The organism is Clostridium sp. ATCC BAA-442, assembly GCF_964239415.1.
In the GTDB taxonomy this organism is placed as follows: Bacteria; Bacillota; Clostridia; order Oscillospirales; family Oscillospiraceae; genus Flavonifractor; species Flavonifractor plautii.
The window spans coordinates 1-12,460 of sequence record NZ_CAXSQB010000078.1; the positions used below are offsets into that span (position 1 = coordinate 1).

Consider the following 12,460-nt stretch of genomic DNA (forward strand, 5'->3'; position numbering starts at 1 on the left):
GCCCCGCTTTCTTCGGCAAGAAAGCGGGGCCGCCGGAGGCATGGCAAGAAAACAGATCCAAAAAGGTTCCCATGGAAGACGCGCCAGCCCAGTATAAAGCGGGAACCCCGCCCTGGGGCGTTAACCTCTGCGGAGCAGGCCCGGCCCAACGTATCAGGGCGTAGGGGCCACCCTTGTGGTCGCCCGCGGGGGGCCATAAAGGCCGCCCCTACAAGTTGAAGGCACAGCACATAAAACCCGGCCAGTGTCCGGTCCCTACCTGCGCCGGAACACATGGACGCGGAAGGAGGCCCGCACCCGCAGGCCGTCCAGGGCGGCCAGCCGCTCCGCCCCCTCCCTGGGGGTCTTCCAGTAATAGGGGGTCATCTGGAACAGGTCGCGCAGCGCCTCCCCCGCCACGTCCACCACCGCCTCCACCGGCTCCACCCGCTCGTAGGAGAAGCCCTCGTAGGGGATGTCCTCCTCACGGTTGCGGTAGGGCTGGTCGTAGAGCACCTGCTTGAGCTCCCACAGGTGGTCGGCGGCGGGCACCACATAGAGGAAGGCCCCGCCGGGGCGGAGCACCCGCCGGAACTCGTCCAGGGCCAGGGGGGAGAAGCAGTTGAGCACCAGCCCCACCGAGGCATCCGCCAGAGGCAGATGGTAGGCGGAGGCCACGGCGAACTCCCCCTCCGGCACCCGCCGGGCGGCCAGGCGCACCGACGGCTTGGACAGGTCGATTCCCGCCAGGGGCGGGCGGCCCAGGGCCTCCCACAGTCCGGCGGTGTAGTACCCCTCGCCGCAGCCCGAGTCCAGCACCGCCTCCCCCGGCGGGGCGTACTCCGCCCCCAGGGCGCACAGGGCGGCCAGCAGGTGGCCGTAGTATCCCCCGGAGAGAAACCGGCGGCGGGCCTCCGCCATGCCCTTGTCGTCGCCGGGGGCCTTGGAGTGCTTTTTGTTGGCGGGCAGCAGATGGACATACCCCTCTCTGGCCTTGTCGTAGGCGTGGCCGTTGGGGCAGGCATAGGCCCGCTCCCCCCGCTCCAGGGGGGCGGCGCAGATGGGGCAGGTAAACAGAGACTTTTCCACAGAACCTCTCTCCTTTGTGGAAGGTATGACAGGAAATTGGGCCCCCGCACGGGCGGGGGCCCCGGCCGTTCACCCCTCCAGCAGCTCCTTGCCGGAGATGCCGGGCTCCGTCATGGAGTAGGGGTCCAGAATTTTGTCCAGGGCCGCCTCGTCCAGCAGGCCCTCCTCCAGAATGAGCCGCCGCACCGGCGCGCCGGTCTCGATGGCCCGCTTGGCCACCTCGGCGGCCTTCTCATAGCCCACGTGGGGGCACAGGGCGGTGATGATGCCCACGCTGTGCTCCACCATGTCCCGGCACCGCTCCCGGTTGGCGGTGATGCCGGTGACGCAGTTGTCCACAAAGGTATGTACCGCGTAGGTCAGGGTCTCCACGCTCTGGATCAGGTTGTAGAAGATGATGGGCTCGAAGGCGTTGAGCTCCAGTTGGCCCGCCTCGGCGGCCATGGTGACGGTGACGTCGTTTCCGATGATGTTGAAGGCCACCTGGCTGACCACCTCGGGGATGACGGGGTTGACCTTCCCCGGCATGATGGAGGAGCCGTTCTGCCGGGGCGGCAGGTTGATCTCGCTGAAGCCGCAGCGGGGGCCGGAGGACATGAGCCGCAGGTCGTTGGACATCTTGGACAGGTTGACGGCGCAGGTCTTGACCGCGCCGGACACGGCCACGAGCCCGTCCAGGTTCTGGGTGGCGTCGATGAGGTCGGAGGCCTGCACCAGCTCAAGCCCGGTGACCTTGGACAGGTTGGGGATGATGCGGCGCAGATACCGCCCGTCGGCGTTGATGCCGGTGCCGATGGCGGTGCCCCCCATGTTGAGGCGGCGCATCTCGTCCTTGGCCCGCTCGAAGCGGGCGATGTCCCGGCGCACCACCCGGCTGTAGGCCCGGAACTCCTGCCCCAGACGGATGGGCACCGCGTCCTGCATCTGCGTGCGGCCCATCTTGAGCACGTCGTCAAACTCCTCCGCCTTGGCCTCCAGGGCCTCAGAGAGCCGCTCGAGCTGGATCTGGGCCCGCACCAGCAGCTTGAGCACCGCCAGCTTGCCCGCCGAGGGGAACACATCGTTGGTGGACTCGCCGTAGTTGACGTGGTCGTTGGGGTTGACCAGGGCGTAGTCCCCCTTCTCCCCGCCCAGCAGCTCGATGGCCCGGTTGGCGATGACCTCGTTGGCGTTCATGTTCAGGCTGGTGCCCGCGCCGCCCTGAATGGGGTCCACGATGAACGCCTCGTGGAGCCGGCCCGCCGCAATCTCATCGCAGGCCCGCACGATGGCGTCGGCCACCCGCTTGTCCAGCAGGCCGATCTCCAGGTTGGTGATGGCGGAGGCCTTCTTGATCTCCGCGATGGAGTTGATCTGCTCCGGATGTACGGCCAGCCCGGTGATGGGGAAGTTCTCCGCCGCCCGCAGGGACTGGACGCCGTAGTAGACGTCCTTGGGGACAGACCTCTCCCCCACGGAGTCGTGCTCGGAGCGGTATTGGATGCTCATGGTACAGGCGCCTCCTCGCAAGCAGTCCTTCATTTTATAGGGACATCATAGCACCATCCGTTTTATTTTGCAAGCAATCCTGCAAATTATAGTCCCTCTCCGTGCCATGGGCAGGTCACCAGATGGTCATTGATGAGCCCCGCCCCCTGGAGGTAGGAGTAGACAATCACCGGCCCCACAAAGCGGAAGCCCCGCTTTTTCAGGTCGGCGCTCACCCGGCGGGACAGGTCGTCCTCGGCGGGCATGTCCTCCGGCCGCTCCAGCCGGTGGTCCACCGGCACGCCGTCCACCCAGTGCCAGAGGTAGCGGGCAAAGCTGCCCCACTCCTCCGCCACGGCCAGAAAGGCCCGGGCATTGGTGACGGCGCAGCGGGCCTTGCTCCTGTTTTTGATGACGCCGGGGGCGGCCAGAGCGGCCTCCACCTCGTCCTCCCCCCACCCGGCCAGCGCCGCCGGCTCAAAATCCGCGAAGGCCGCCCGCAGGGCCGCCCGCCGCTCCAGAATCAGCTTCCAGCTCAGCCCGGCCTGAAAGCCCTCCAGCTCCAGCAGCTCGAACAGCGCCCGGTCATCCCGGCAGGGCCGGCACCACTCCGTGTCATGGTACAAAATCTCGTGCTCTGTTTTTGCCCAGGGGCAGCGCGCGCCCTCTCCCATGTCAGCTCTCTCCTCTCCTTCCCCGCCCGGTTGGGCCGGGAAACGCGATATCATCTGCACTATAGCATAGAAATAGGGAAATGGAAACCCGCCGGCAAAGTCATTGCTGAGAAAAAATTTTGTAAATAAAGAAAAAATCAGGTGACTTGCCAGGCGGACCGTGTTACCATTAAGATACCAGCCAGGGGACATGGCCTGGCAAATATAAAATCAGGAGGACCCCTCTCGTATGAAAAAGCACCGCGGAAGACATCTGCTCTCCCTGCTGGCGTCGGCAGCTCTGCTGGCATCCCTGCTGCCCGCCGCCTTTGCGGCTGAGGCAGAGGGCGAGAAGCACATCACCATCCTGGGCACCTCAGACATGCACGGAAATATCTGGGGCTATTCCTACGAAGACAACGCGGAGACCGACAACAACGGCATGGCCAGGCTCTACACCTACATCCAGCAAGTGCGGGCCGAGAACCCCAACACCTTCCTCGTCGACGCCGGCGACGACATCCAGGGCACCATCATGACCGACGATCTGTATAACAAGACCCCGGAGGAGCCCCATCCGGTCGTCACCGCCATGAACTACATGGGCTATGACGCCATGACCCTGGGCAACCACGAGTTCAACTGGGGCATCCCCACCATGCAGGCCATTCTGGGACAGGCCAGCTTCCCGGTTCTGGCCGCCAACGTCACCGGCGCCCAGGGCGAGCCGGTCACCGGCGCGGGCTGGACGATTGTGGAGCGGGGCGGCGTGAAGCTGGCCGTCATCGGCGTGGTCACCCCGGATGTCCCCATCTGGGACAGCGGCAAGGACGGCATTGACGACGCCGTCTATGAGGCCGCCAACGTGGCCGTCGGCAAGGCCATCGACGAGATCGGCGACCAGGCCGACGTAATCATGGTGTCCGCCCACATGGGCATGTACGCCGAATTTGACGAGGAGGGCGGCTCCGACTCCGCCCAGAAGATTCTGGACGACAACCCGGAGATCGACGTGCTCCAGGTGGCCCACAACCACGTGGTGGTCAACGAGAAGCAGGGCTCCACCGTCATCGGCGGCGTGCGCAACGGCGGCCGGGACATCGCCCGCTTTGATCTGACCCTGGACGCCGACAATCAGATCATTGACAGCTCGGTGGAGATTGTGGATATGACCGGCGTGACCCCCAGCCAGGAGCTCCGGGAGATCCCCCTGGTGGCCGAGGCCCATCAGAAGACCATCGACTACATCAACGGCGGCGGCTCCGGCGACGAGGGCGAGGGCGGCGCGTCCCTGGGAAGCACTACCGCCCGCTTCCAGCCTGAGAACGAGATCCGCGGCATCCCCGCCGGCCGGGTGATGGATACCGCCGTCATGGATCTGATCAACACCGTCCAGCTGGAGAACTCCGGCGCCGACGTCTCCGCCGCCGCCCTCTTCAAGGGCACCAGCGATCTGCCCAAGGGCGACATCAACTACGGCAACATCTTCGACATCTACAAGTTTGACAACACCCTTTACCGGGTGAGCGTCACCGGCGCGGAGCTCAAGGCTTACATGGAGTGGTCCGCCGAGTGCTACAACCAGTGGCAGGAGGGGGATATCAATATCTCCTTCGACCCCGAGTACCCCGACTACCTCTACGATATGTTTGCCGGCGTGGACTATGAGATCGACCTGTCCCAGCCCAAGGGCCAGCGCATCCAGAACGTCATGTTCCACGGCGCACCCCTCCAGGACGACCAGGAGCTGACCCTGGCGGTGAATAATTACCGCTACTCCTCCGCCCTGAAGGCCCAGAGCATTATCTCCGGCACCAAGGAGTGGGAGTCCTCCAACTCCATCCGGGATATGATCGTGGCCTACTTTGCCGAGCACTCCCCCGTGGCCCCCGAGGTGGACCACAACTGGAAGATCGTGGGCGTGGATCTGAGCGAGGACGACCCCCGTCGGGCGGAGCTGGTGGGCTACATCAACGCCGGCCTGCTGGACACCCCCTACGCCGAGAGCTACAACCTGTCCGACTATGATTCCCTGGTGGCCCAGGCCAAGGCAAAGGCCGAGACTCTCACCGTGACCGTAAACGGCGCGGCCAAAGACGTGGCCACGGCTTTCGACGCCCAGGGGAATACCTACTACCGCCTGCGCGACCTCGCCTTTGCCCTGAAGGGCACCGGCGCCCAGTTCAATGTGACGTGGGACGGCAGTGTGGCCGTCGCCACCGGCTCCGCCTACGAGGGCGAGGCCCTGGCCCTGCCCGGCTCCGCCCCCACCGGCGAGGCCGTCAGCCTGACTCTCACCGTGGACGGCACTGCGGTGAGCCAGCCCGCCGTACTCGTCAACGGCAACTACTATCTGGCCGAAGGCTTCCTCGCCCAGCTGGGCGCGGAGTCCGCCCTGGTGGAGGGCGTTTTGGCCATCACCGCCGCGTAACCGCTTTCCGTCAGCAAAGGGCCGCGCCTGGGGCGCGCCCCTTTCCTTGCGTATTTTACCGGACTCCGCCAGAGCTTTGAACGATCCATTCCCTTCATACGGCCGTCTTGTCCAATTTTTCTCTGGCCCCTTTGAGCAATCTGTGATATAATCCGCTCCGTATGATGATTTTCGCATAAAAAGGAGTACGACATGATTACAGTTTCCGACCTGGGCCTGGCCTACAGCGGCCAGCCCCTCTTTTCCCACGTGGATCTCCAGTTCACCAAGGGCAACTGCTACGGCATCATCGGCGCCAACGGCGCGGGTAAATCCACCTTCCTGAAAATCCTCTCCGGCGAGCTGGAGCCCACCTCCGGCGAGGTCTCCATCCTGCCCAAGACCCGCATGTCGGTGCTCAAGCAGGATCAGAACGCCTACAACGCCTACAACGTCATGGACACCGTCATCATGGGCAACCAGCGCCTCTACGACATCGGCAAGGAGAAGGAGGCCCTCTATGCCAAGGAGGAGATGACCGAGGCCGACGGCATCCGCGCCTGCGAGCTGGAGGAGGAGTACGCCGAGCTGGGCGGCTGGGAGGCCGAGAGCGACGCCAGCCGCATCCTCCAGGGCCTGGGCGTGGGCACCGAGTTCCATTCCAACGACATGGCCACCCTGGACGCCCGGCTGAAGGTGAAGGTGCTGCTGGCCCAGGCCCTGTTCGGCAATCCGGACATCCTGCTGCTGGACGAGCCCACCAACAACCTGGACATCAACGCGGTGAACTGGCTGGAGGACTTCCTGCTGGACTTTGAGGGCACGGTGATTGTGGTCAGCCACGACCGCCACTTCCTCAACACCATCTGCACCCACATCGTGGACATCGACTACAACAAGATCAAGATGTACGTGGGCAACTACGACTTCTGGTACGACGCCTCCCAGCTCATGCAGAACCTGATGAAGAACCAGAACAAGAAGAACGAGGAGAAGGCCCAGGAGCTGAAGGAGTTCATCTCCCGCTTCTCCGCCAACAAGTCCAAGAGCAAGCAGGCCACCGCCCGGCGCAAACTGCTGGAGAAGATCACCCTGGAGGAGATCCCCGCCTCCTCCCGCCGCTACCCCTGGGTGGCCTTCTCTCCCGACCGAGAGGTGGGCAAGGACATCCTCTTCGTCACCGACGTCAGCAAGACCATCGACGGAGTGAAGGTGCTGGACAAGGTGAGCTTCATCGTGGGCCACGGGGACAAGATCGCCTTCGTGGGCGACAACGAGAACGCCCAGACCGCCCTGTTCCAGATCCTCACCGGCGAGCTGGAGCCCGACGAGGGCACCGTCAAGTGGGGCCAGACCGCCACCTTCTCCTACTTCCCTAAGGACAACACCAAGTTCTTCAAGGACTGCGACGACAATCTGGTGGAGTGGCTGCGGCAGTGGTCTTCCGACCCCCACGAGGCCTATCTGCGGGGTTTCCTGGGCCGGATGCTCTTCTCCGGCGACGAGGTTTACAAGCCCGTCAAGGTGCTCTCCGGCGGCGAGAAGGTGCGGTGCATGCTCTCCCGGATGATGCTCTCCGGGGCCAACGTGCTGCTGCTTGACCAGCCCACCAACCACCTGGATCTGGAGTCCATCGCCGCCCTGAACAACGGCCTGGAGGCCGTCAAGTGCAACGTGCTCTTCGCCTCCCACGACCACCAGCTGGTGCAGACCGTGGCCAACCGGGTGTTCGACTTCACCTCCGACGGCAAGCTCATCGACCGCAAGATGACCTACGACGAGTACCTGGAGAGCCAGAAGGCCGACTGATTGACCGGAATAGCAAAAACCGCCGCGGACTGGCGTTCCGTCCGCGGCGGTTTTTTTATCCCTCCGGCGCGCAGGCCGTTTCCGCCGGAAGGGGTTTTCTCCGGTAGAGCACCAGCCCGGCCAGATCGGCCAGTACCCAGCCGATGGGTACCGCCCACCAGATGCCCTTCAGGCCCACGGCGGGGATGGGGGCCAGCAGGTAGGCCAGGGCCACCCGCGTCCCCAGGGAGACCACGGTGAGCACCACCGACACGCCGGGCCGCCCCAGGCCGCGGAACAGGCCGTAGAGCAAAAACAGGATGCCGATGCCGCAGTAGCACATGCCCTCAATGCGCAGGTACTCCACCCCCACGGCGATAATCTCCGTCTCGCCGGGCTCCACAAACAGGCCCATGAGGGGGGCGGCGAAGAGGCACACCAGCAGGGAGCTGACCAGGCAGAAGCCCACGGACACCCACAGGGCGGAGCGGATCCCCTTTCGGATGCGCTCCGCCTTCTGCGCGCCGGTGTTCTGGGCCACGAAGGTGGAGAAGGCGTTGCCGAAGTCCTGGACGGGCAGGTAGGCGAAGGCGTCGATCTTGACGGCGGCGGCAAAGGCGGCCATCACGTTCACCCCGAAGGAGTTCACCAGCCCCTGCACCATCAGGATGCCGAAGTTCATCACCGACTGCTGCACGCAGGTGAGCAGGGAGTAGTTCATGATGCGCCCCAGCTCCCCCCGGGACACCTTACAGTGCCGCCGCTCCAGCCGGAGCAGGGGCACCCGCCGCCAGCCGTAGAGGGCGATACCGGCGGCGGACACCCCCTGGGCGAGCACCGTGGCCCCCGCGGCCCCGGCCACCCCCCAGCCCAGTCCCAGGACAAACCAGAGATCCAGCCCGATGTTGAGGACGGTGGACACGGCCAGAAAGGCCAGCGGGGCCACCGAATTGCCCACCGAGCGCAGCAGGCAGGCGAAGTAGTTATAGAGGAAGGTGAAGCAGACGCCCAGCAGTACCACCCGCAGGTAGGCCCGGGTCTCGTCCCAGGCCCCGGCGGGGATGCGCAGCAGGGTCATCACCGGCTCCAGCAGGGCCAGCACCCCCACGTTGAGCAGCACCGCCACGGAGCCGATAAACACAAAGGAGGCGAAGAGGCACCGCTTCAGCTCCTCCTCCCGCTCCGCGCCGTAGAGCATGGACCACAGGGCGCCGCTGCCCATGCACAGGCCCAGCAGCACCGAGGTGAGAAAGGTCATCAGGGTAAAGGAGAAGCCCACCGACGCCAGGGCCGACGCCCCCAGCGCCCGGCCCACAATGAGGGTGTCGGCGATGTTGTAGCACTGCTGGAGCAGATTGCCCGCGATCATGGGACCGGCGAACAGCAGCATAGGGCGGGTGATTCCACCCCGGGTCAAATCCATCTGCATTGGCTCACACACTTTCGTTTTGAATGTTTTATCTTTCTTTTCGTAAGAATCATAGCAAATCCAGAGGAAAAATACAAGGCTATACTTGCCTTTTTTCTTCAGCCGGGATAAGATAACAAACACAGCTTGACAGATAGAGGGGGCGGAGGCGTTGTTTTTAAGCGGTCTGGACGACATCGACCGGCGGCTGGTGGAGCTGCTCATCCACAACGCCCGTATGTCCTACTCAGATCTGGGCCAGGCGGTTGGGCTGTCCCGTGTGGCGGTGAAGGCCCGCGTCCGCGCCCTGGAGGAGCGGGGCGTGATCGAGGAGTACACCACCATTGTCAATCCCCAGAAGATCAGCGGTGCTGTGTCCTGCTACTTTGAGCTTGAGGTAGAGCCCGCCCAATTCAGCGCGGTGGTGAATACCCTGCGCGCCAGCGATACCGTGACCCAGATCTACCAGGTGTCCGGCCGCAACAAGCTCCACGTCCACGCCGTGGCGGCTGGCCAGGGGGAACTGGAGGACTTTCTGGACCGGGTCATCCACCGTCTGCCCGGCGTTGCCAGCCTGAGCTGCAACATCATCCTCTCCCGCATCAAGGACATCAAGGGCCTGCGCCTGTAAGAAAAATCGTGCACTTTCCGCCAAAGTGTGCTATACTATGGATTTGAACTCATTTCATCCGGAAAGGGTGGTTTTCATGCGAAAAGAAATTTTGCTGCCCGTCGTGGCGGTGGCTGGCGGCGGGGTCGGCTTTGTCCTGCGCCGCTGGGAGCTGGCCACGGCCTTTGAGGCGGACACCGGCTTACCCATTCCCGGCGCCCCGGCCACTCTCGCCCTCATCGCCCTTTCGGTTGCCATGGCGGCGGTTCTGGCCCTGCTCTGCCGGGGCAAATACCCCTCCTTCACCGGCTACGACGAGGCCTTTCAGGCCAAGGGAAACACCCTGTACGCCACCGCTATGGTGCTCTCCGCCTTCCTGCTCTTGGGGGCGGCGGTGCTGATGGTGCTCTCCTTTGTCCAGGGGACCAACACCGTCTACACCCGCCTGCTGCTGGCCGCCCTGGCGGCGGTCTCTTTCTTCTGCGTAATGCAGACGGCGCAGAACAGCTTCAAGGGCCTGGACAGGGGCAAGTACAGCTTCACCCTGCTGATGCCCGCCTACACCTGTTGCGTGTGGCTGATCGCCGCCTACCAGGTGCGGGCCGGAGATCCGGTGCAGTTGGACTATGTGTATGAGCTTTTCGCCATCATCGCCTCCCTGCTGGGGCTCTACTTCCACGCCGGCTTCTCCTTTGAGCGGGGCCGGGTGTTCTGGGCTGGGCTGTTCTCCCTGCTGGGGATCTACTTCTGCCTGACCACCCTGGCCGACCAGCACGATCTGGCCACGACGCTGCTCTATGGCTTCGCCATCCTCTATTTGCTCTCGTCCACGGTGACGCTTCTGTACAATGCCGGCCGGCCGGAGCTCCTGGCCCGGGCCGAAAACGATACGACGGAGGGAACGCCCGATGAATCCTGAGAAATTCTATATTACCACCCCGATCTACTACCCCTCGGACAAGCTGCACATCGGCCACACCTACTGCACCGTGGCCACCGACGCCATGGCCCGCTACAAGCGCCTGCGGGGCTGTGAGGTCATGTTCCTCACCGGCACTGACGAGCACGGCCAGAAGATCGAGGACAAGGCCAAGGAGGCCGGCGTATCCCCCAAGGAGTTTGTCGACCACATCGTGGAGGGCCCCCGGGGCGTGCTCGACCTGTGGAGGCTGATGAACATCTCCAACGACCGGTTCATCCGCACCACCGACGACTACCACGTGGAGTCCGTGCAGAAGATCTTCAAGCAGCTCTATGAGCAGGGGGACATCTACAAGGGCAAATATGTGGGCAAGTATTGCAAGCCCTGCGAATCCTTCTGGACGGAGACCCAGCTCAAGGACGGCAAGTGCCCCGACTGCGGCCGGGACGTGGTGGATGCCGAGGAGGAGGCCTACTTCTTCCGCCTGTCCAAGTACGCCGACCGCATCCGGCATCTGCTGGAGGACACCGACTTCCTGGAGCCCCGCAGCCGGGTCAATGAGATGGTGAACAACTTCATCAAGCCCGGCCTGGAGGATCTGTGCGTCTCCCGCACCTCCTTCTCCTGGGGCGTGCCGGTGGACTTCGACCCCGGCCACGTGGTGTATGTGTGGATCGACGCCCTGTCCAACTACATCAACGCCCTGGGCTACGGCAACGGCCGCTACCACGACTTTGAGAAGTTCTGGCCCGCCGACGTGCACTTTGTGGGCAAGGAGATCGTGCGCTTCCACTCCATCATCTGGCCCGCCATCCTCATGGCCCTGGGCCTGCCCCTGCCCAAGAAGGTGTACGGCCACGGCTGGCTGCTGCTGGACGGCGGCAAGATGAGCAAGTCCAAGGGCAACGTGGTGGACCCCTACCTGCTGGCCGAGCGCTACGGGGTGGACGCCCTGCGCTACTTCCTGCTGCGGGAGTTCCCCTTCGGCACCGACGGCAACTTCTCCAACGAGGCCCTCATCGGCCGCATCAACACCGACCTGGCCAACGACCTGGGCAACCTGGTCAGCCGCACCACCGCCATGGTGGGCAAGTACTTCGGCGAGCGCCTGCCGGAGGGCTGCGGCGCCACCGGGGACGAGGCGGAGCTGGCCGCCATGCTGACCCAGGCCCAGGGCGAGGTGAACCTCTCCATGGACTTCCCGGAGGACGACCCCCGGAAGTACGACGTGGAGCTCATCGCCCTGGCCGCCGGCCTGCGGGGCCGCTACGAGGCGCAGATGGAGCACTACGCCTTCCAGGACGCCCTGGTGGAGGTGTTCAAGCTCATCGGCCGGGCCAACAAGTATATCGACGAGAACAAGCCCTGGGCACTGGCCAAGGACGAGGCCCAGAAGCCCCGCCTGGCCCACGTGCTCTACAATCTGCTGGAGTGCGTGCGCCTTTCCGCCGTACTGCTCACCCCCTTTATGCCCGAGACCTGCGGAAAGATCTTCGCCCAGCTCGGCGTAGACGAAGGCGCGCGCACCTGGGAGTCCGCCGGAGCGTGGGGCCTGCTCCCCGCCGGCGCGGCGGTGAGCAAGGGGGAGAACCTGTTCCCCCGCATCGACGTGGAGAAGGAGCTGGCCGCCCTGGACGAGCTGCAGGCCGAGGCCCGCAGGGCCGCCCTCCCCGCCGTGGAGGTGGAGCCCTTCGCCCAGGAGAGCGTGGACTTCGACACCTTCTGCAAGAGCGACTTCCGGGCCGTGAAGGTCAAGGCGTGTGAGAGCGTGAAAAAGAGCGCCAAGCTCCTCAGGTTCATCCTGGACGACGGTTCCGGGACTGACCGCCAGATCCTCTCCGGCATCGCCATGTACTACAAGCCGGAGGAACTGGTGGGCAAGACCCTGGTAGCCATTATCAACCTTCCCCCCCGCAAGATGATGGGGCAGGAGAGCTGCGGCATGCTGCTCTCCGCCGTCCACACCGAGCACGGGGAGGAGAAGCTCCACCTGGTTATGGTGGACGACGCTATCCCCGCCGGCGCCAAGCTGTGCTGAGCGCATCCTGTATAAACAGAGGGGGGGGGGGGGGGGGGGGGGGGGGGGGGGGGGGGGGGGGGGGGGGGGGGGGGGGGGGGGGGGGGGGGGGGGGGG

At 64.5% G+C, this 12,460-nt stretch carries 9 protein-coding genes; 5 read left to right on the forward strand and 4 right to left on the reverse strand.

From position 1 onward, the window contains the following. Positions 1–255: 255 nt before the first annotated feature. The 3 genes from ACESY8_RS18810 to ACESY8_RS18820 form a co-directional block, all read right to left on the reverse strand. Complete coding sequence (locus ACESY8_RS18810; protein ID WP_054339455.1) at positions 256–1,068, reverse strand: putative RNA methyltransferase; 813 nt, start codon at positions 1,066–1,068, stop codon at positions 256–258. Between the two features lie 69 nt (positions 1,069–1,137). Further along, positions 1,138–2,556: an aspartate ammonia-lyase gene (locus ACESY8_RS18815; RefSeq protein ID WP_434307811.1), complete on the reverse strand. Its 1,419-nt coding sequence runs from the start codon at positions 2,554–2,556 to the stop codon at positions 1,138–1,140. A gap of 86 nt (positions 2,557–2,642) precedes the next feature. Further along, the gene (locus ACESY8_RS18820; protein WP_009259665.1) at positions 2,643–3,209 is read right to left on the reverse strand and encodes a DNA-3-methyladenine glycosylase I; all 567 of its coding nucleotides are present in this window, start codon (positions 3,207–3,209) and stop codon (positions 2,643–2,645) included. Between the two features lie 229 nt (positions 3,210–3,438). On the opposite strand from ACESY8_RS18820, the gene ACESY8_RS18825 reads away from it, so the two are divergent. Then, positions 3,439–5,619, forward strand: coding sequence for a bifunctional metallophosphatase/5'-nucleotidase (locus tag ACESY8_RS18825; RefSeq protein WP_054339456.1), 2,181 nt, complete (start codon positions 3,439–3,441; stop codon positions 5,617–5,619). A gap of 192 nt (positions 5,620–5,811) precedes the next feature. Further along, positions 5,812–7,407, forward strand: a complete 1,596-nt coding sequence (locus tag ACESY8_RS18830) for an ABC-F family ATP-binding cassette domain-containing protein (protein ID WP_009259667.1) — start codon at positions 5,812–5,814, stop codon at positions 7,405–7,407. A gap of 55 nt (positions 7,408–7,462) precedes the next feature. On the opposite strand, the gene ACESY8_RS18835 is transcribed toward ACESY8_RS18830, so the two are convergent. Continuing rightward, the gene (locus ACESY8_RS18835) at positions 7,463–8,815 is read right to left on the reverse strand and encodes an MATE family efflux transporter (RefSeq protein ID WP_498794931.1); all 1,353 of its coding nucleotides are present in this window, start codon (positions 8,813–8,815) and stop codon (positions 7,463–7,465) included. 151 nt (positions 8,816–8,966) lie between these two features. Between ACESY8_RS18835 and ACESY8_RS18840 the strand changes: the two genes are divergently transcribed. The 3 genes from ACESY8_RS18840 (at position 8,967) to metG (ending at position 12,364) form a co-directional block, all read left to right on the forward strand. Beyond that, positions 8,967–9,425 carry an Lrp/AsnC family transcriptional regulator gene (locus tag ACESY8_RS18840; protein ID WP_054339457.1) on the forward strand — a complete coding sequence of 153 codons (459 nt, stop codon included), beginning with the start codon at positions 8,967–8,969 and terminating at the stop codon, positions 9,423–9,425. Between the two features lie 76 nt (positions 9,426–9,501). Further along, positions 9,502–10,323: a hypothetical protein gene (locus ACESY8_RS18845; protein WP_434307813.1), complete on the forward strand. Its 822-nt coding sequence runs from the start codon at positions 9,502–9,504 to the stop codon at positions 10,321–10,323. Beyond that, positions 10,313–12,364: a methionine--tRNA ligase gene (gene metG, locus ACESY8_RS18850; RefSeq protein ID WP_024724707.1), complete on the forward strand. Its 2,052-nt coding sequence runs from the start codon at positions 10,313–10,315 to the stop codon at positions 12,362–12,364. Before ACESY8_RS18845 ends, metG begins: the two co-directional genes overlap by 11 nt. Positions 12,365–12,460: the final 96 nt, after the last annotated feature.